Source organism: Devosia sp. J2-20, from assembly GCF_055808475.1.
In genome coordinates, this window is record NZ_CM147870.1 from 3,503,884 (window position 1) to 3,523,277 (window position 19,394).

Annotated in this window: 16 protein-coding genes; 9 read left to right on the forward strand and 7 right to left on the reverse strand. The window is 63.5% G+C overall.

Going from position 1 to position 19,394, the window contains the following annotated elements; genetic code table 11:
* Positions 1-41 precede the first annotated feature (41 nt).
* The 9 genes from sppA (at position 42) to AC0L37_RS17420 (ending at position 9,471) form a co-directional block, all read left to right on the forward strand.
* On the forward strand, positions 42-998 hold the full coding sequence (gene sppA / locus AC0L37_RS17380) for a signal peptide peptidase SppA (protein ID WP_212659240.1): 957 nt from the start codon (positions 42-44) through the stop codon (positions 996-998).
* Between the two features lie 36 nt (positions 999-1,034).
* The gene (locus tag AC0L37_RS17385) at positions 1,035-1,316 is read left to right on the forward strand and encodes an integration host factor subunit beta (protein ID WP_146291309.1); all 282 of its coding nucleotides are present in this window, start codon (positions 1,035-1,037) and stop codon (positions 1,314-1,316) included.
* A 32-nt stretch (positions 1,317-1,348) separates the two neighbouring features.
* Positions 1,349-1,708: a LapA family protein gene (locus AC0L37_RS17390; protein WP_212659239.1), complete on the forward strand. Its 360-nt coding sequence runs from the start codon at positions 1,349-1,351 to the stop codon at positions 1,706-1,708.
* A gap of 8 nt (positions 1,709-1,716) precedes the next feature.
* Positions 1,717-2,364: a phosphoribosylanthranilate isomerase gene (locus AC0L37_RS17395; protein ID WP_282222498.1), complete on the forward strand. Its 648-nt coding sequence runs from the start codon at positions 1,717-1,719 to the stop codon at positions 2,362-2,364.
* 56 nt (positions 2,365-2,420) lie between these two features.
* Positions 2,421-3,638: a tryptophan synthase subunit beta gene (trpB, locus tag AC0L37_RS17400; protein ID WP_212659237.1), complete on the forward strand. Its 1,218-nt coding sequence runs from the start codon at positions 2,421-2,423 to the stop codon at positions 3,636-3,638.
* Entirely contained in the window at positions 3,639-4,463 is an 825-nt protein-coding gene (gene trpA / locus AC0L37_RS17405; protein ID WP_269371906.1) for a tryptophan synthase subunit alpha, read from the forward strand. It abuts the gene before it with no gap.
* A 107-nt stretch (positions 4,464-4,570) separates the two neighbouring features.
* On the forward strand, positions 4,571-5,551 hold the full coding sequence (accD, locus tag AC0L37_RS17410) for an acetyl-CoA carboxylase, carboxyltransferase subunit beta (protein ID WP_282222497.1): 981 nt from the start codon (positions 4,571-4,573) through the stop codon (positions 5,549-5,551).
* Positions 5,552-5,970: 419 nt separating this feature from the next.
* Positions 5,971-8,043, forward strand: coding sequence for a methyl-accepting chemotaxis protein (locus tag AC0L37_RS17415; RefSeq protein ID WP_282222496.1), 2,073 nt, complete (start codon positions 5,971-5,973; stop codon positions 8,041-8,043).
* Positions 8,044-8,178: 135 nt separating this feature from the next.
* Entirely contained in the window at positions 8,179-9,471 is a 1,293-nt protein-coding gene (locus AC0L37_RS17420; RefSeq protein ID WP_282222495.1) for a bifunctional folylpolyglutamate synthase/dihydrofolate synthase, read from the forward strand.
* 82 nt (positions 9,472-9,553) lie between these two features.
* On the opposite strand, the gene AC0L37_RS17425 is transcribed toward AC0L37_RS17420, so the two are convergent.
* The 7 genes from AC0L37_RS17425 to AC0L37_RS17455 all read right to left on the reverse strand — a co-directional run bounded on the left by AC0L37_RS17425 (position 9,554) and on the right by AC0L37_RS17455 (position 19,394).
* Entirely contained in the window at positions 9,554-11,224 is a 1,671-nt protein-coding gene (locus AC0L37_RS17425) for a glycoside hydrolase family 3 protein (protein WP_282222494.1), read from the reverse strand.
* Between the two features lie 66 nt (positions 11,225-11,290).
* Positions 11,291-11,614 (reverse strand): thioredoxin, encoded by a 324-nt coding sequence (trxA, locus tag AC0L37_RS17430; protein WP_212659232.1) that lies wholly within the window; start codon positions 11,612-11,614, stop codon positions 11,291-11,293.
* A 172-nt stretch (positions 11,615-11,786) separates the two neighbouring features.
* Entirely contained in the window at positions 11,787-12,110 is a 324-nt protein-coding gene (gene trxA, locus AC0L37_RS17435; protein ID WP_212659231.1) for a thioredoxin, read from the reverse strand.
* 79 nt (positions 12,111-12,189) lie between these two features.
* Positions 12,190-15,216 carry a UvrD-helicase domain-containing protein gene (locus AC0L37_RS17440; protein ID WP_473313541.1) on the reverse strand — a complete coding sequence of 1,009 codons (3,027 nt, stop codon included), beginning with the start codon at positions 15,214-15,216 and terminating at the stop codon, positions 12,190-12,192.
* On the reverse strand, positions 15,155-15,622 hold the full coding sequence (locus AC0L37_RS17445) for a UvrD-helicase domain-containing protein (RefSeq protein ID WP_473313542.1): 468 nt from the start codon (positions 15,620-15,622) through the stop codon (positions 15,155-15,157). The genes AC0L37_RS17440 and AC0L37_RS17445 overlap by 62 nt, the downstream gene beginning before the upstream one ends.
* On the reverse strand, positions 15,619-18,633 hold the full coding sequence (addB, locus tag AC0L37_RS17450; protein WP_282222492.1) for a double-strand break repair protein AddB: 3,015 nt from the start codon (positions 18,631-18,633) through the stop codon (positions 15,619-15,621). Before addB ends, AC0L37_RS17445 begins: the two co-directional genes overlap by 4 nt.
* The gene (locus AC0L37_RS17455; RefSeq protein ID WP_282222491.1) at positions 18,630-19,394 is read right to left on the reverse strand and encodes a nucleotidyltransferase family protein; all 765 of its coding nucleotides are present in this window, start codon (positions 19,392-19,394) and stop codon (positions 18,630-18,632) included. Before AC0L37_RS17455 ends, addB begins: the two co-directional genes overlap by 4 nt.

The following is a 19,394-nucleotide window of genomic DNA, read 5'->3' on the forward strand; positions in this document are numbered from 1 at the left end:
CCATGCGCCGTACCGCACGGTGACGCTATCGTGAGGCCCCGATGACCGAGAATTTCCAATCGCCGCCCGTTTCCGATCCGCATGAGCAGATTGCCGCCGAGACGTTTCGCAAATCGCGCGGAATCTGGCGGGCGCTGGCGTTCATCGCGCTGGCCATCATCGTCATTGTGGGCGTGGGGCGTTTTGCCCTGCCCAATGGGGCCAAGGGCGATTACGTGGCGCGGCTGGTGGTGGATGGCACGATTGCCACGGATCCGGGCCGCCTGGCTGCCATCAACGCCCTGGCCAAGGATGATGCGGTCAAGGCGGTGATCATTGCGATCAACTCGCCGGGCGGCACCACGGCGGGTGGCGAAGAACTCTATGAGGCGCTGGGGCATTTGCGCGCCGAAAAACCAACCGTGGCAGTGATCAAGGAGCTGGGCGCATCGGCGGCCTATATGACCGCCATTGGTACCGACCGGATCTTTGCGCGACGGCTATCGATCGTGGGCTCGATCGGTGTGCTATATCAGCACGTCAATGCGGGCAAGTTGCTGGACACCATTGGCGTGGATCTCGACAAGGTTGCCTCGGGGCCGCTCAAGGCCGAGCCCGACATCAATGAGCCACTGGCAGGGGCGCCGCGGGCCTCGATTGCCGCCCTGGTCGATGACAGCTTTCAATGGTTTGTCGATATCGTAGCGGAACGACGTGGCCTGAGCCGCCCGCAGACTCTGGCGCTGGCCGATGGCCGCATCCTGACCGGCCGGGTGGCGCTGACCGACGGGTTGATCGACGAAATCGGCGGTGAGCTGGAAGCCAGGGCCTGGCTGGAACGCGAGCACGATGTCGCAGCCGATACCGACATCCACACCGTGTGGCCCCAGCCAGAACAGGGCTTTGACCTGCTCGGAACGCTGCTGGGCGGACAGGCGCGCGCCATGCTCGGATTGCCGCAGGGCCCCATCACGCTTGACGGGCTGGTTTCGCTTTGGCAGGTTGGAAGCGCCTCTTGACGCAAAGAGGCGGCTGCCTGCCAATTGGAGCATCGGATGATCAAGTCGGAACTCGTCGAGAAGCTCGCCGCTGAAAATCCGCATCTGTTTCAGCGCGATATCGAGAACATCGTCAATGCGATCCTGGATGAGATCGGCGACGCGATGGCGCGCGGTGATCGCGTCGAGCTGCGCGGCTTCGGTGCCTTTTCGGTGAAAAACCGTCCCGCACGTATCGGCCGGAACCCGCGCACGGGTGAGCAGGTTGATGTGGGCGAGAAATACGTGCCGCAGTTCAAGGCCGGCAAAGAAATTCGCGAGCGGCTCAACCGTTCGTAAACGGGGCCTGGGCCCCATAGGCGCTAAACGTAATGGTCAACAAAATCGTCGGTTGGTTGGTGCTGGTTCCCTTGTGCCTGGGGCTTGTCGTCTTTGCCCTGGCGAACCGCCACTTCGTGACCATCAATTTCAATCCCTTCGCACCCGGTGACGCCAATGCGGCGCCTGGCTATGGCGTGCCGATGTTCGTGGTGCTCTATGTGGTGCTGCTGATCGGCGTGCTGGCCGGCGGCATTGCCACCTGGTTTGCGCAAGGCCACCATCGTCGCGGTGAAAAGCACTGGCGGCGCGAGGCACAAAGCCTTACTGGCGAGCTGGAAAAACTGCGCAAGACCCAGCGCAGCCCCTCGACCAACAGTAACGACGTCGACGATCTTCTGGAGCTGCGCTGAGCACCCCTATGGCCGACCCCCTCATCATCAAGATTTGCGGCATCAAGACCACTGAAATTCTGGAAACGGCGATTGAAGCCGGGGCCGACATGGTGGGCTTTGTTCACTTCACGCGCTCGCCGCGCCATACCAGCGTCGACGCCATTGCCCATCTGATCTCGCAGGCGCGCGGCCGGGTCGAAACCTGCGTGTTGCTGGTCAATCCCGACAATAGCTCGGTGGCCGAATTTGCCGCGCTGGGGCCTGACTGGATCCAGTTGCACGGGCCGGAATCGGCGCATCGCGTGGAAGCCATTCGCGCCGAAGCGGGCGTCGAGATCATGAAGGCGCTGCCAATCGGCTCGGCCGAGGATGTCGGCCATGTTGCCGATTTTGTCGACATTGCCGACCGCATCCTGCTTGATGCCAAGCCACCCAAGGGCGCCGACCGCCCCGGCGGGCTGGGCGACACCTTTGACTGGGCGCTGCTCAAGGCGCTTGACCCATCCATCCCCTTCATGCTTTCCGGTGGCCTGACACCAGAGACAGTCGCGGAAGCCATCAAGACCGTACGCCCGTTCGGGGTGGATGTGTCTTCTGGAGTGGAGAGCGCGCCAGGGGTCAAAGACAAGGCGCTGATCGAGGCATTCATCCGAAACGCCCGCGCCGCCGTATAAGCCAAGCCCTTCGGTCACCCGGCCGGACCGGGCTGACAATCGAAGGAAATGCTGCAGTGGACACCGACGGCCTGAATTCCTTGCGCAACGGTCCTGACGAGAATGGCCGGTTCGGCATTTTTGGCGGCCGGTTTGTTGCCGAAACGCTGATGCCGCTGATCCTGGATCTTGAAGCCCATTACCGGGCGGCCCAGAAGGACCCCGCGTTCAAGGCCGAACTGGGTGGTCTGTCGACCCATTACGCGGGCCGACCGAGCCCGCTCTATTTCGCCGAACGGCTGACCCAGCATCTGGGCGGCGCCAAGGTTTGGTTCAAGCGCGAAGAGCTTAACCATACCGGCAGCCACAAGATCAATAATTGCCTGGGGCAGATCCTGCTCGCCAAGCGCATGGGCAAGACGCGGGTGATCGCCGAAACCGGCGCGGGCCAGCATGGCGTGGCAACCGCGACGGTGTGCGCCAAGTTCGACCTGCCCTGTACCATCTTCATGGGCGCCACCGACGTTGAACGGCAGATGCCCAATGTGCTGCGCATGAAAATGCTGGGCGCTGAAGTGCGCGCGGTGACGGCCGGCGCCGGTACGCTCAAAGACGCGATGAACGAAGCGCTGCGCGACTGGGTGACCAATGTCGAGAGCACCTATTACCTGATCGGCACGGCAGCGGGTCCGCACCCCTATCCGGAAATGGTGCGCGATTTCCAGAGCGTGATCGGCACCGAAATCAAGGAACAGTTCGCCAGCAGCGAAGGCGGTTTGCCTGATGCGGTGGTGGCCTGTGTGGGCGGCGGCAGCAATGCCATCGGCACATTCCATGCGTTTTTGGATGACCCCGAGGTCAAGCTGTATGGCGCCGAAGCGGGCGGGCATGGCATCGACACCGAAAACGGCCACGCCGCCTCGATGACCGGCGGAACGCCCGGCGTGCTGCATGGCAATCGCACCTATCTGCTGCAGGACGCTGACGGGCAGATTCTCGAAGGCCACTCGATTTCGGCCGGGCTGGATTATCCCGGTGTTGGCCCCGAGCATTCGTTCCTGCATGACACCAAGCGCGTCACCTATGCACCCATCACCGATGATGAGGCGCTGGCCGCGTTCCAATTGTGCACCAAGCTTGAAGGCATCATCCCGGCGCTCGAAAGCGCGCATGGACTGGCTCAACTGATGAAGGTCGCGCCCACCATGGGCAAGGATCAGTCAATCGTGCTGTGCCTGTCTGGCCGCGGCGACAAGGACGTGGAGAGCGTCGGCAAATATCTGGGGCTGCTCTAAATGACCACACGTATCGATACGCGTTTTGCTGCGCTCAAGACCGAAGGGCGCCCGGCGCTGGTGACCTTCGTGATGGCGGGTGATCCTGATCTGGCGACCGGCCAGGCCATTCTTGAAGCCCTGCCGCAGGCAGGCGCCGACATTATCGAGCTGGGTATGCCGTTCTCGGACCCGATGGCGGATGGCGTGGCCATTCAGCTGGGCGGGCAGCGGGCGCTGGCAGCGGGGCAGACCCTGCGCGGCGTGCTGGGCATGGTCGAGGATTTCCGCCGCAAGGATGAGACCACGCCGATCGTGCTGATGGGCTATTACAACCCGATCTATATCTTTGGCGTCGACAAATTTGTGGCTGCGGCCAAAGAAGCGGGCGTGGACGGGCTGATCATTGTCGATCTGCCGCCCGAGGAAGACGACGAGCTGTGCCTGCCAGCGATGGCGGCAGGGCTCAATTTCATTCGCCTGACCACGCCAACCACCGATGACAAGCGGCTCCCCGCCGTGCTGAAGAATTCGTCGGGCTTTGTCTATTATGTGTCGATGACCGGGGTGACCGGAGCGGCGATCAAGTCGCGCGGCGCGGTGGGCGATGCGGTGGACCGTATCAAGAGCCACACCGATCTGCCCGTGGCAGTGGGTTTTGGCATCAAGACCGCCGAAGACGCCGCCGATATCGGCAAGCATGCCGATGGCATTGTGGTGGGCTCAGTGCTGGTGGATGCGGTGGCGCAATCGCTGGTGGACGGCAAGGCGAGCGATACAACGGTCAGCGCGGTGCGCGATCTGGTGGCCGATCTGGCCGGTGGCGTGAAACGCGCCCGGGGATAGAGCTATCCACAGGGGTGTCTGCGCCTTTGCCCTTGCCCCCCGCCCCTGATAAGAATTGCCATAATTACAAGCTTAGGTGACGCACTAGTCACCGCGCGAGGCCCGCCATGAACTGGATCGATAATTTCGTCCGCCCCAAAATCCGCTCCATCCTGGGCGACAAGTCGCAGATTGCCGAGAATCTGTGGGTCAAGGATCCCGAGTCCGGCGAGATGGTGTTTTATCGCGATCTCGAGGCGAACCAGTGGGTCGTGCCCAATTCGGGCTACCACATGAAGATCAAGCCGGCAGACCGGCTCAAGAATTTCTTCGACGAAGGCCAGTACAAGCTGGTCAGCGTGCCCAGCGTGCCGGTCGACCCGCTGAAATTCCGCGACCAGAAACGCTATACCGACCGCCTCAAGGAAAGCCGGGCCAAGACTGGCTACGAAGACGCCGTACTGGTGGCAACGGGCAAGCTCTATGAGCGTGACGTCACCGTGGCCGTGCAGGATTTCGACTTCATGGGCGGTTCGCTCGGCATGGCTGCGGGTCAGGGCATCATCACCGGGCTGGAAACGGCGGCCAATCGCAAGACACCGTTCGTGCTGTTCGTCGCCTCGGGTGGCGCGCGCATGCAGGAAGGCGTGCTCAGCCTGATGCAGATGCCGCGCACCACGGTTGCCGTGCTGCGCCTGCGCGAAGCGGGCCTGCCCTTCTTTGTGGTGTTCACCGACCCCACCACGGGCGGGGTGACCGCGTCCTACGCCATGCTGGGCGATGTGCATATTGCCGAACCCGGCGCCCGCATCGGCTTTGCCGGCGCGCGCGTGATCGAGCAGACCATTCGCGAGAAGCTGCCCAAGGGCTTCCAGCGCTCGGAATATCTCTATGAGCATGGCATGGTCGACATGGTGGTGCACCGCCACGATCTGCGCTCGACGATTGGATCGCTGGCCGCGATCCTGACCAAGAGCGACGCGCCCGACGCGCTGGCGAGCAACAAGGCACCTGCAGTTGCCCGCAGCACAATGCGCGACGCGGCCGTCGCTGCCGAAGGCGATGATGGCGATCTCGACACACCCCCAAATGCGGCGCATGCCGAGTAAATCCGCCAAACCACTGGTATCAAGCAATTCTTCAAGGGCGCCTCGGGCGCCCTTTTTCATGGCTGCATTGCGCCGGCTCAGCAGGGCGCAAATTTCACGATACCTTAAGGATATCGGTCAACTTTGAATGGTGGGAACGCCTTTGAATAGGATTTCGGCTGTGGGGGCGCAGCCGAAATATCACCTCAACCCGACCCTGGAGAACACCGTTCTACCGGACGAGACGGCATCCATTTGATCTGACTGGCGCTTTGAGCGCGAGCGGCCGGCACTGCGCCGACCCTCGCTGTGTCGAGTAGCGATAGCGGATGGATCGAAACACAATCAGCGCTGCCCATGGGGGACAGCGACGCAGCACCACTCAAGAATAGATCCAAGGCCGCCATACGGGACGTGGCGAGACAGCAGGAAATACACGTATGAAAAAAATATCCTTCCGCGGCGGAATGAAGCTTTCAACCTCCATCGTGGTCATGGCCATTGGCGGCGTGGCCGTCGCCGTGGCGGCCGTCGCCATGGTGGTCTATCTCAACCTTGCCGCAGGAACGGCACAGTTGGCACGCGACAATCAGCTGGCCAATCTGCGCATCGCCGCTACCGTGTTCGGCCAGGCTGTTGAGGGCACCGAGGTGAACTGGACGGCAGATAATCAGGTGGCTGGCGTCACCGTACCGGCCATGCCGGAATTCACCGATAATGCGCTGATTGAGCAGATTACCCAGGTGACGGGCGAAACCGCGACAGTGTTCGCCTGGGATCCTGAGACCGAAGACTTCTGGCGCAAGACCACCAATATCATTAAGCCCGATGGTTCACGCGCGGTGGGCACGCCGCTGGGCAAGACCGGCGCGGTCTATCCGGTGATCATGAATGGCCAGACCTATCTGGGTGAAGCGGTGATTTTGGGCACGCCCTATTACACGGTCTACCTACCCATGAAGGATACTGCCGGACAGGTTGTCGGCATTCTTTATGCCGGCGTGGAGAAGGCCAAGATCGCGGCAGCGCAGGATGAGACGCTGCGCATGCTGTTCACTGTTTCGGCGCTGGTGTTTGCCACTGTGGGTGTGGTGATGTTCCTAGCTTCGCGCTGGCTGATGCGCCCGATCCCCCAGTTGGTCAAGACCATGAGTGCGGTGACCGAGGACCCGGCCAATGCCGTGGTGCCCTATACCAAGGCGCGCAACGAACTGGGCGAGATGGCGCGGGCGGTCGAGGTGTTCCGTGAGAACGGGGTCAAGATAGCGGCGATGAGCGACAGTGAAGCGGCCCGGCTGGTCAATGACAAGGCCGACCGTGAACGCATGATGCAGGACCTGCAGCTGGCGTTTGGCGAGGTTGTCGATGCAGCCATCAATGGCGATTTCAGCAAGCGCGTGCATGCCGATTTCCCCGATGCCGAGCTGAACAATCTGGCCAGCAGCGTCAACTCTCTGGTCGAAACGGTGGATCGCGGCATTGATGAGACTGGTGACGTGTTGGCCTCGCTGGCCGACACCAATCTGACCCAGCGTGTCAAGGGTGACTACAAGGGTGCCTTTGCCAAGCTGCGCGACAACACCAATGCAGTGGCCGACAAGCTGACCGATATTGTTGGCCAATTGCGCCACACATCGCGCGGTGTCCGCTCGGCGACAGGGGAAATTCTGGCCGGTGCCAATGATCTGAGCGAGCGCACCACCAAGCAGGCTGCCACCATCGAGGAAACCTCGGCGACCATGGAACAGCTGGCTTCAACCGTGCTCGAAAGCGCCAAGAAGGCCGAAGAGGCCAGCGTCAAATCCAAGACGGTGTCGCAGACGGCCGCCGAAGGTGGTGAGGTGATGAACCAGGCCACAGGCGCGATGGAAAAGATCACCAGCTCGTCGGCCAAGATCTCCAACATTATCGGCATGATCGATGACATCGCCTTCCAGACCAATCTGCTGGCGCTGAACGCCTCGGTGGAAGCGGCGCGGGCCGGTGATGCGGGCAAGGGCTTTGCCGTGGTGGCCGTGGAAGTGCGCCGCCTGGCGCAGTCGGCAGCATCGGCTTCGGCGGATGTGAAGGTGCTGATCGAGCAGAGTGCCAGCGAAGTGGCTGGTGGCTCCAAGCTGGTGGCCGATGCCGCTGGCAAGCTCGAGGCCATCCTTGAAGGCATTCGCGAGAACAGCCTGGTGATGGAAGGGATTGCCCGCGACAGCAAGGAACAGGCGTCTTCGATCGAAGAGGTCAATGTCGCGGTGCGGTTGATGGACGAGATGACCCAGCACAATGCGGCACTGGTTGAAGAAACCAATGCGGCCATTGAACAGACTGAAGGTCAGGCGTCCGAACTGGACCGCATCGTGGATATCTTCGTGCTCGAGGATGGCCCGGTTGCTGCCAAGGCGCCGCTGGTCGAAGAACCCCGCGGCGGCATCAAGGGGCTGCAGGACAAGGTCAAGCAGGCTGCCAAGGCCTATATCAGCCACGGCAATGCCGCTGTGGCGCAGGACTGGAACGAGTTCTAGTCGCCTCCCCAACCAGACGATCAGGTCATCCCGGTACGCCGGGATGACAAACAATCAGCATGCCGACGCAGAACGGCTTGAGCCGGACGGCGCCAACAGCGTAAACCGGGGCTCTAACGTTTCCGGTGAGTCCGCATGTCCCGTACCGACGCCATCCTCAAACGCCTTGGCCAATTGCACCCCAAGCTGATCGATCTCAGCCTGGACCGCATGCTGCCCCTGCTGGACGCGCTGGGCCGACCGCAGGACAAGCTGCCACCGGTGATCCATGTGGCGGGCACCAATGCCAAGGGCTCGACCATTGCCTATTTGCGGGCCTTTCTTGAAGCCGCCGGGCAGCGCGTGCATGTCTATAACTCGCCCCATCTGGTGCATTTCAATGAGCGCATCAGGCTGGCCGGCAAGCTGGTGGGCACGCGTCGGCTCAACCAGATGCTCGAGCATGTCGAAGCCGTCAATGCGGGCAGGCCGATCACCTTTTTCGAGGTGACCACGGTTGTGGCCATGATGCTCTATGCCGAGACCGAGGCGGATTACCTGCTGCTCGAAACCGGGATGGGCGGCACCTATGACACCACCAATATCGTGGCCCATCCGCTGGGGGTGATCATCACCCCGGTGGATCTGGATCATCAGGGTTTTCTGGGCAATACGATTGCCGAAATCGCGGTCAGCAAGGCCGGCATTCTCAAGCGCGGCAGCAAGGCCGTGATCGGGATGCAGCAGGAGGAAGGCCGTGCGGTAATCGACCGGGCGGCCCGGCGCCTGGGTATTACGCCCCTGTTTCAGGGCGAGGATTTCCACGGCGCGGCACAGGATGGCCGACTGGTCTATCAGGATGAAGACGGCCTGCTCGACCTGCCACCACCCGCACTGATCGGGGCACACCAGTATGACAATGCGGCGCTGGCAATTGCCGCGACGCGCCAGTTCGGTCTGCCGGTCGATGAAGCCGCTCTGGCCAAGGGCCTGCGTCAGGTGGTGTGGCCGGCGCGGATGATGCCGCTGCGGGGCCGCTTGCGCGACCTGCTGGGACCGGGCAGCGAGCTATGGCTTGATGGCGGGCACAATGTGCACGGCGCCACCGCGCTGGCGCAGGCGATTGACGAGATGAACCGCAACCGCCCGGCGCCGCTGGTGCTGATCATGGGGATGATGAATACACGCAGCCCTGCGGCCTTCCTTGGCCCCTTCGCTGGCAAGGCCGAGCAGGTATTCACCCTGACCGTGCCCAATGAGCCCAATGCGCACAAGGCGGCCGATATGGCCGAAACGATCAAGGCCGCCGGGTTTGCCGCGACGCCGAAGCGGTCGATCCTGTCGGCGCTGCAGGCGGCGGCAGCCATCCCCAATGCACGGGTGCTGATCTGTGGTTCGCTGTATCTGGCCGGCGATGTCCTGGCCAAGAACGGCACGCCACCGGACTAAGCTGTGGCTGTCAGTCTAGCCGACAGGTGACTCCTGTCCCTTCCAGTCCTCCCCTGGCGCGGGGAGAAGGGAGGGCGTGTGGCTAGTATTTGCCCTGATCACTGCCGACAAAGGGGTCGACGGGACTGGTGCTGGTGAATTCAGCGCGGCCCATAATGGCTTCGACCACCGCGGCCTGCAGCGACTCGCTGGAGCCATAGGCATTGATATAGGCGGGCACGCGCGGGGCATCGTAGAGATAATACGGATAGCCAAACGAGATCATCAGCGTGGGCACGTCGTGCCAGACCCGAGCCATGCCGCCAAAGACGTTGCCGGTCAGCTTGACCCAGTCAAGAAAGATGCGGCTGCGGCCCAGCAGGGTCTCCTCGGCGAACAGATAGAGCACCAGATCGAAATCCCTGGGGTTCACCTCCATGCCGGGGGTGAACACGGTGACCTCAAAACCCTCTTCCTCGAGCCGGATGGGCACGCTGAGTGGCAACGGCTCGGGCACGAAGGGCAGCACCACGCCGCCCGTATAGATCAGCACACGGCGGTGCTTGCCCGGCGAGAGCGGCAGGAGATTGTTGACGTCCTTGACCAAGGTGGGGACCCGGGCGGTAATCGCTTCGGCGGTGGCGCGGTGCGCCTCGGTCGCCACGACATTGCTGGCGGCGTCGAGATCGGGGGCTGTATTGCCCTTGTGCAGGCCCTGAGCGGCCTTGAGTGCCAATACGCGGGTGACGGCCTCATCGACGCGCTCCTGGCTCAGGCGGCCATCGGCTACCGCTTTGACCAGCCGCATCAGATCGGCATTGGGATCATCGGAAAACAGGATGACGTCGCAACCGGCGATCACCACTTCGGGCAGGGTCTGATCGCGCGGCCCCCAATCGCCCAGCCCCGCCATGGCAGTGGCATCGGAAACGATCAGGCCGTTGAAGCCGAGTTCGCGGCGAAGCAGGTCTTCATTGAGAATGCGGCTGAGCGAGGCAGGCCGATAAGCTTCGGGGCCGGCATCGGGATCAAGCGAGAGTGCATAGGCGGGCAGCGCGATATGGGCGGACATAATGCTCATCACGCCGGCATCGATGGCCTTGCGATAGAGGCGGCCAAAGGTGTCTTCCCATTCACTCATCGAGAGCGGATTGACGGTGGTGACCAAATGCTGGTCGCGATCATCATAGCCCTCGCCGGGCCAGTGCTTGACCGTGGCGGCAACGCCATTGGCCTGGAAGGCGGCAATCTGGGCCAGGGCGTGGCGCTCGACCTTGTCGATATCGCTGCCATAGGAGCGGGTGCCGACAATGGCACTGCGCCAGGCGATGTTGAGATCGATAACCGGGGTAAAGCTCCAGTTCAGGCCCACGGCACTGGCTTCGCGCGCCATCAGGGTCGAGATCGCCGTGGTGGCCTCCAGATCATCAATGGCTGCCAGACCAAGCGGGTTGGGCACGGATGTTCCTATGGCCAGGCTCATGCGGCTGCCCTCAAGGTCAGCGCTGATCAGCAGCGGCACGGCACTGAGTTCGGCCAGATCGCGCGCCAGGGCGATCTCGGCGGGCAGATCGGGCGAATAGATGCGGGTGATCCCGCCGGGCTTGAAGGAGCGAACCTGTTCGGCAGTCTGTTCAGGGGTGCCGCGGGCGAGCAGAACAAAGAGCTGGGCGAGCTTGTCACGCGGGCTGAAGCTGTCCCGGGTGGTGTGCACCCAGGCCACGGCATCGTCATCGAGGTGGAACGGGGCGGCAGCGAGATCGATGGGCGCCATGGGGCTTGCTCCCTAGAGTCTTTTTGTTATCGGCAAGCACTAGCAGATGTGGCCGGGCGGCGAAACTCACGCCGCGTGCTGCTCCAGCCACTTGATCAGTTGCACGCGCGACTGACCGGCGCCCACCTTCATGTCCACAGGCTGACCAGACTTGAACACGATCAGGGTGGGCATGTTGCGCACATTGTACTGGGTGGTCACGGCAGGATTGGCGGCAACATCCAGCTTCACGATCTTGACGGTGTCGGCCAGGGTGACGGCTAGTTCATCGAGTGTGGGGCCCATGGCCAGGCATGGGGCGCACCATTCGGCCCAGAAATCGACCAGAACGGGCTTGTCGGCATTGAGCACTTCGGTGGTGAAATCAGCGTCGGTGACAGGCTGGGCCATTGCGCACTCCATTGGGCGGTTTGAGGCTCAGGCTAGACAGAGTCTGTGCCAGCGGGAAGGCATAGCCGCCAGTGTGTGGAGGCCGAATTAGAAAGTCTTGCTCTACCAGCGGGGCAAAGAAAAACACCGCCGGGTTCCCCCAGCGGTGTCAAATCTGTCGCGATACCCGAAATCAGGCAGCGTGGCCTTCAAGCCATTTGGTGAGGCCAGCCTTGGGGGTGCCTGCACCAATCTTCATGTCGGCGGCTTCGCCACCCTTGAAGAGGATCATGGTCGGGATGGAGCGAACGCCATACTTGCTGGCGGTACCTGGATTGTCGTCGACGTTGAGCTTGACGATCTTGACCTTGCCGGCCAGTTCGGTCGAGAGCTCATCGAGCACGGGAGCGATTGCGCGGCACGGCCCGCACCACTCCGCCCAGAAATCAACCAGGACGGGCTCTTTGGAGTTGAGTACTTCCTCGCCGAAGTTGGCGTCGGAAACATGAGTAGTCATGGGTGTCTGCCTTTTGTTTTAAAGCGGCGGTCTGTCTGCGCCCAAAGCTGGTGAGAGTCCAGCATGGCTACAAGCAAGATCACCGCAAGGTGAAGCCTTCAGCGCCCGCCGTGAGGGCGTCTGGGGGCAAAATCATCAATGATTCCAATGTTGTCCATAGGATTGCTGCACGTATAACCCGCCCGGGGAAAAGCTGGTGTGCAACCAGCGCATATAGCCCGAGCTGGGTCACATAGCTTCCCGGCACGTCGCCGGGCATACCGGGGACCGACGCATCGGATTTATAGTCGATCACCATTACCCCGTGGTCGTCAATCACCAGTCGATCAATCCTGCCGGTGAGGCGAATCGGGCCCCCATTGTGCTGCGCATCCAGCAAGAACGGCACTTCAGCGCGGCTGGATGGCCCGAACAGATGCGCCAGTTCGGGGCGCTGCAGGATAGATATCGCCTTGGTGGCGAGTCGCGCGTGATCATCGGGCGAATCAGGCAGCAGGGCCGCCAGCGCCTTGTCGGCGATTTCGGGCCAGATCGCCGGGTCGAGCTTGCCCAGATGCTGCAGCAGGGCATGCAGCGCGATGCCTTCACGGCGGGCGGCCTCGGCGTCGCGGACCTGTTCAGCCAGGCTGTCCAGCGCGCGGCCCGACGGCGCACTTTTACCCGCCAGCGAGGGCGAGACCAGTGGAATGGTGAGCGGTTCGGGGAGTGGATCAAAGGCCATCGGGGCGGCGCTGGCGCTGGCCGGGGTGGCGACAGCGCCAATGGCGATGGGCGCGGTGCGCTCGCGCGGATAGATCAGCGCCGATTCGGTGCCCTGGGCATCGGTCTGGCTTTCAGCGTGGGGGCGAAGGGCGGTTTCAATGGCCTCGTACCAGCTACCCTCGAGCTGCTTGGCCGCATCAGCACCCGGCGTCAGCGCGCCGGTGACATAAAGCTCGTCTTCGGCGCGGGTCATGGCAACATAAAGCTTGCGCCAGTATTCGCGTTCGAGATTGTCGTCGATCTCCTGCTTGATGGGCAGGGTGGCATCGACATGGTCGGCTGTCCCCGAGGCATGAATGAGCAAAGGGCCAGGCGCGTCAGCCAGCAGATAGACCGGCTTGCCGATCATCTGCTTGCGCTGCTTGGTGGCGGCATCGGCCAGAATGACGATGGGGGCTTCAAGGCCCTTGGCGCCATGCACGGTCATGACACGGACGCCGGCCCCGGCTTCGGGCAGTTCGCGCTTGATGGAGCCTGACCGCTGGCGCATGTCGGCCACAAAGCCCTGCAGAGAAGGCTGGGGCCCCTGTTCATGGCTGAGCGACAGCTCGAGCAGTTCGGCGACCACGTCATCGACCTCGCCGCCAAAGCGGGCGTGGAAGCGCTTGAGGCCGCCTTCGGCGTAGAGCACCTGGGTGAGAAATTCGAAGGGACGCTCGAAATCGAGCTCGCCGCGCCAGCGGGCAAGGCGCTGGGCCGCATCAATGCAATCAGGGTCCGTGTGTTCGGCCAGTGCCTGCCACAGGGTCTGGTTTCTGGCCCGGGGCTGGGCCAGCGCGAAGAGCGTGTCCTCATCGATATCAAACAGCGGCGAGCGCAGCAGCGCGGCCAGTTGCAGATCATCGGCGGGATTGAGCAGCACATCGCACAGCGCCAGCAGATCCATGACCGCTATATGGCTTGTGACGCCCAGCCGATCGGCGCCGGGGGTGGGCAGGTCGAGTTTGCGCAGGGCGCGAATGACCTCCTGAAACACCTGGCCGCGCGACTGGACCAGAATGAGCACATCATCAGCGGTGACCGGGCGGCCACGACCGGTCAGGGGGCGTTGCTGGTCGATCCAGGTCTTGATCTCGCCAGCGATACGCTCGGCGATCTGGCGCGGGGCAGTGCGCTCGGTTTCGAGCACGGTGGTGGGCCACTCGCTACCGGCCGGGGCATCGGCAACCTGCTGGGTAGGGGGCCAGAGCGTGACCGAGCCCCCACGCATGGTGCGGGCGGTATTGTGGTGCACCTTTTCGGATTCCAGCAGGGCCGCCTGAATATCGTCGCGGTCGCTGACCAGATCCACGGCGGCCAGGATTTCGGGCAGGGTGCGGAAGCTGGTGCGCAGGGGCACGGGTTCAAAGGGGCGTTCGACGGTTTCGGCCTTGAGTGCAAATTCCTGGCCGGTGGCGCCGAACAAAGCGGGTTCGGCCCCCTGGAAGGAATAGATGGACTGCTTCTGGTCGCCCACCGCAAAGAGCGACCGGGGGCGTTCAACGGCCCCTCCCCCGGCGAAGTATTCTTCGGCAATGGCGCGCACCACACGCCACTGCTCGCCATTGGTGTCCTGGCTTTCATCGACCAGAATGTGATCGATGCCGGAATCGAGCTTGTAGCGCACCCAGTCACCGGACTGGTTCTGGAACAGATCGGCAAGCCGCTCGACCAGATCGTCGAAATCGAGCAGCGAACGGGCGCGCTTCTGGGCGTCATAGCGCTTGCCGACAGCGGCGACGATATCGAGAAGGGCGTCGCTGCGTTCGATGAGCTGGCTGGCGCGGCGGGCGGCAACCAGCCCGGCAAGGCGCTCGGCTTCGGCGGTCAACAGCTCGGCCAGATCGGGATCGGCGGTGCTGACGGCCTTGACCACGAGGCGGGCCGGCATGGTGCCGTCCGCCTTGAGAAAGGCGGCGCACCAGCCCATCGGATCAGGCTTGCCCAGATCGAGGGCGGCCAGCTTGTCTTCAAGCTTGCGATTGCCGTCACCGGGCGGGCAGATTGCAAATAGTTTGGTGACATCGTCCTGGATAACGAGGCGTTCGGCGATGATCGCCTGGTTGATCTCAGTGGCTGAGCGATTGGCGTCAGCCCCGATCAGGGCGCGCAGATTGGCGCGGGACTTTTCGGGATCGGCCAGCACCAGCTTGAGCTTGCGGCCATCGGAGAGAGCGGCATCGATGGCGTTCTTGATCTGGTCGTCGCTGAGGGTTTCGAACAGGGTTTCGACCGCACCATCGACGCCGAGCCCCTGCGAGAGCACGGTTTCGCGGGCTGAGAGCAGCATGGCGCTGCGCTCATCATCCTCGATGACAGCGAAATCGAACGGCACCCCGGCTTCGAGCGGGAAGCGGTGCAGCACCGATCTCGCAGAAGGCGTGGATGGTGACGATCTTGAGCCCGCCGGGGGTTTCGAGCGCCTTGGCAAACAGGGTGCGGGCGCGTTCGCGCAGTTCGGCGGTGACGTGCAGGCCATCAATGCGGGCCAGTTCGGCATCCAGCGCGGCATCGTCGAGCAATGCCCATTGCGCCAGCTCGCCGGCCACGCGGCGGCGCATCTCGGCGGCGGCGGCCTTGGTATAGGTGAGGCACAAGATCGCCTCGGGCTTCACATCCGAAAGCAATAGCCGCAGCACGCGGCGGGTGAGCACAAAGGTCTTGCCCGAGCCCGCATTGGCCGACACCCAGATCGACCAGGCCGGATCGGCGGCGCGGGCCTGATGGGCGGAAGTATCGAAGGGAACAACAAGTGTGCCGCGATCGCTCATGATGCGTCCTCCCCGCCATCGACGGCGGTCCACTCGGCTACGCGCGCGAGGTGGTCATAGGCACCGGCAAAACGCTGGCCGGGCAGCGGCAGCAGGCGCGCTGGCATGGGCGTGTCGCGCATCAGGAAGAACTCGATATGGCGCTGCATGCGGGCAGTGATCTCGTCGGCGGCGGCCATCAGGTCAAAGCCGTCGGCTGGCGTGAAGGGTTTTGCCATGAAGGCGTCGGGGCCGAGACCCACCTTGATATAGGTGAGTGCCGAGGTATTGGCGGGCGTGATGTCGCCCTTGAGCGTCCCCGCCTTGGCCATTTGCGCTTCAAGCAGCAATTGGGGGACTTCGAAGGCCTGCATCGCACCTTTAGTGGGGGGCGAGCCGGTCTTGAAATCGATGATTTCTAGCGTGCCATCATTGAGCGCATCGATGCGGTCGGCGCGACCGCGCAAGGTGAAGGCCTCGCTGAGGTGCAGGTTGAGCTCGCCATCGATTTCGGCGTGACGCTGAAACACCATGGGGTCGCGGGCGCGTTCGAAATCGAGGAACTGGACGGCGGCGGTGTGGAAGCGGCGCAGCCAGATGTCCCGGCGATCACCAATGGCGTCGAGCCCGGAGAATTTTTGTGCGGCGATGGCCATCAGGGTGTCGATGGCGTCGGGGGCCATGACGTCGTGCTTCTGCTCGACGAATTCGGCAAAGATGTCGTGGATGATGGTGCCGCGCTCGCGGCCATCGGGGGTGTCACCCAGCGGATCGAGTGGACGCAGCTTGAGCACGTGCTTGGCATAGACGTCATAAGGCGAGCGCATCAGGGTTTCGATCTCGGTGACCGAAAGGGCGCGTGGGCGCGTGCTGGCGGGCGGATTGGGGGCAGGCCGTGGCGCCGCCCGGGTCTGGGGCACGGCGTCAAGGCTGCGAGCCTGGTCGAGCCATTGCGCGCCACGCTGCTCCCAGAGCTTTGTCGTTTTGGTGCCGGCAAACGCCTGCAGGCGCTGCAGCAGGCGCGAGGCAATGGCGGGGCTGGAGCCGACGCGGTCGGCATAGGCGATGATGATTTCGGAATTGCCCAGCGCCTGGGCAAAGTCATGGGCGGCCAGACCCTGCCGGCGCTCCGGCGGATTGAGCCCGGCTGCCAGACGCATGCCGCGACTGAGCCAGGGGCCAGGATCGGCGGGTTCGGGCCATTTGTCTTCATTGAGCGCGGCGACAATCAGCAGATCGGGATTTTGCAGGCGGGCTTCGAGCTGACCCCAGATGGTGATGTCGCTGCGGCGTTCCTCATGGGTGCGCACCTGCGCGCCGAGCATTAGCGCGGTGAGCACACCATCGAGCTGGCGCGGCTGGAAGATATGACCCTCGCCGGTCAGACTGGCCATTTGGCTGGCCCAGTCCTGCAATTCGCGTCGACCGGGAATGTCGGCGCCATCGGCCACGGCCTCAAAGGCGGTGCACAAGGCCGAGGCGAGGGCACTAGCGTGGATGGTCTTTTCGGCCATCAGGGCAAAGAGCGGGGCCAATGCAGCTTCGATCTGGTCGAACAGGGCAGCGATGGGCGCGCGGTCTGCTTCGTGCAAGCGACGGGCGGGGTGGGTGGTGGTGCCCTCGATATTGGCGGCGAGCAGCTGGCGCAGGCCGGCGAGGCCGGGATTGGCGCGCTGGCCGCGCAGCAGGCCCAGCTCGATGGCGTCGGCCAGCGCCGAGATGGCGGCGCGGGACTGGCCGAAACGGGTGGCGCGATTGCGCAGCAGGGCCATCAGATCGACGGCGGCGCAGTTACTGGTGGCGAGCGCCAGAATTTGTCGCAACAAACGCCCGGCGGCGGACTGGAACAGCGGCACGCCGGCGGCGTCATCGACCTCGACATCGAAGCGGCGCAGTTCGGCGGCGATGCGGCGGGCCAGATTGCGGTCCGGGGTGACGATACCGACAGTCTTGCGCTCGCTCAGGGCCTGACGCGCCGCCAGCGCGACGGCGCGGGCCTCTTCATCTTCGGTGCGGGCGCGAATGACCGACAGGCCGGTACTGGCTTGATCGAGCTCGTCCGCACTCAGGCGCTGGGTCGACCAGCGGGCGGTATCCTTGGTCAGCGCCAGCGCGCGATGCACCAGCGTGGTACGTGGATGATCGTCTGGCGCCAGCTCGGTGACGTCGGCAATGGCGGCGCCCATGGATCGCAGGAGCTTGGCCAGACCGAACTGGGGATGGCCATGGGGGTTGTTGGCGTCGTCCAGCAAAGCGGCGTGGTCATCCGGGCTCATGGAACAATCGAGGCCGGGCAGCACCACAGCGCCGCGCGGCAGATCGTTGATGGCCTTGAGTAGGCGCGCCGTGGCGGGAATGGAGCCGGTGGAACCGGCCGCGATGACGGGGCGATCGCCATAGACCAGCGGCGTTGCCAAGGCCTGTCGGTCGAGGCGCTGGCCGCGCAGAAAGGCGGTATCGGCTTTCTTGCCGTCGAGCCGCAGTGGCCAATAGGTCAGCGCGATATCAAGGAAGGTCAGGGTCTGCTGCCAGTATTCGCCCAGATTGGCCTCGATCTCGGGGACGATGGCACGGATTTCGGCGGCACCGCGCTCTTCGGTGTGCAGATCATCGATCAGCAGGCCCAGCGACTCGGCCATTGAGAGGATTTCACCCGCCGTCGGCGGACTGGAAAAGGCGCGCTGGCCAGCAGCCGAATTGGCCCACTGATCGACAAGGCTCGAAAGCACCAGACGGCGCTCCAGGCCTGATGCAGCGGGCAGAGGCGTGGGCGCATCAAAGGGCGGCAGGAAGGGTTCTTCGTCTTCGACCTCGCCACCAAAGGTGCGGATATCGGGCAGCAGGCTATGGCCGCGGCGGGCGAATTCATCGGCCAGGGCCAGCTTGGCGCGGCGGGTGGGCAATACGATGGTGACATCGGTAAGCCAGAAGGGCTGGGTCTGATCAGCGCCGGCAAGCAGGCTGCCATCGATCACCCTATCGGCCAGGGTGGCGATGAAGCGGGCATGGGGGGCAATCGAGAACAGGGTCATGGCGCATCCGCCGGGGCGAGCCGCGCTTCGGCCGCTGCCAGGCCGTCCGGATCGCCGACATGGAACCAGGGGGCATTAAGGGCGACGCCATAGAGGGTTTCGCGCTCAAGGCATTGCTCGAAAATGTCATTGAGCGAAAAGGCACCATCGGGGGAGTCGCTGAACAGGGATTTGCCCATGATCGCGACCCCGCCATAGATTACCGGGGCGCCATAGTCGCGGGTGATTTCGCCACTGGGCGAGAGGCAGAAATCGTGACTACGGGCAAAGCCCGAAGCGTCTCGCGGATGCACGCAGAGCAGGACGATCTCGGCACGGCCTTCAGCGAAGCGGGCCTGCATGCGGGCGAGCGGGGTGTCGCTGCCAGCGGGCCAAAAGGCGTCGGTGTTCATCACCACAATGGGATCGGATGCCAGCATGGGCAAAGCGCGTTTGATGCCACCGCCGGTATTGAGCAGTTCGTCCTCGCGGCTAACCTTGAGCAGGCCGCCAAAATGGGCCAGCAGCTGGTCGGCGCGGTAGTGGGCATTGGCGACAAAGCGCTTGGCCCCCTCGGCCCTGGCATTGTCCATGACCCGCTCGATCAGGGGTACGCCGGCGACAGGCACCAGCGGCTTGGGGATGGTGTCGGTGATGGGGCGCAGGCGGCTGCCAAGGCCCGCGGCCAGCAGCATCACATCGGGGAATCGGCTGGTATCGGTCATGGCCGGATAAGAGCGATGTGGGGCCGGGAAGTCCAGTGCTGGGTTTGGTGCGTCCAC

What these genes read in the sequence shown, in the direction of transcription:
- sppA (WP_212659240.1), top strand. Translation starts at nt 42, where the DNA reads ATGACCGAGAATTTCCAATCGCCGCCCGTTTCCGATCCGCATGAGCAG.
- AC0L37_RS17385 (WP_146291309.1), top strand. Translation starts at nt 1,035, where the DNA reads ATGATCAAGTCGGAACTCGTCGAGAAGCTCGCCGCTGAAAATCCGCAT.
- AC0L37_RS17390 (WP_212659239.1), top strand. Translation starts at nt 1,349, where the DNA reads ATGGTCAACAAAATCGTCGGTTGGTTGGTGCTGGTTCCCTTGTGCCTG.
- AC0L37_RS17395 (WP_282222498.1), top strand. Translation starts at nt 1,717, where the DNA reads ATGGCCGACCCCCTCATCATCAAGATTTGCGGCATCAAGACCACTGAA.
- trpA (WP_269371906.1), top strand. Translation starts at nt 3,639, where the DNA reads ATGACCACACGTATCGATACGCGTTTTGCTGCGCTCAAGACCGAAGGG.
- accD (WP_282222497.1), top strand. Translation starts at nt 4,571, where the DNA reads ATGAACTGGATCGATAATTTCGTCCGCCCCAAAATCCGCTCCATCCTG.
- AC0L37_RS17415 (WP_282222496.1), top strand. Translation starts at nt 5,971, where the DNA reads ATGAAAAAAATATCCTTCCGCGGCGGAATGAAGCTTTCAACCTCCATC.
- AC0L37_RS17420 (WP_282222495.1), top strand. Translation starts at nt 8,179, where the DNA reads ATGTCCCGTACCGACGCCATCCTCAAACGCCTTGGCCAATTGCACCCC.
- AC0L37_RS17425 (WP_282222494.1), bottom strand. Translation starts at nt 11,224, where the DNA reads ATGGCGCCCATCGATCTCGCTGCCGCCCCGTTCCACCTCGATGACGAT.
- trxA (WP_212659232.1), bottom strand. Translation starts at nt 11,614, where the DNA reads ATGGCCCAGCCTGTCACCGACGCTGATTTCACCACCGAAGTGCTCAAT.
- trxA (WP_212659231.1), bottom strand. Translation starts at nt 12,110, where the DNA reads ATGACTACTCATGTTTCCGACGCCAACTTCGGCGAGGAAGTACTCAAC.
- AC0L37_RS17445 (WP_473313542.1), bottom strand. Translation starts at nt 15,622, where the DNA reads ATGAGCGATCGCGGCACACTTGTTGTTCCCTTCGATACTTCCGCCCAT.
- addB (WP_282222492.1), bottom strand. Translation starts at nt 18,633, where the DNA reads ATGACCCTGTTCTCGATTGCCCCCCATGCCCGCTTCATCGCCACCCTG.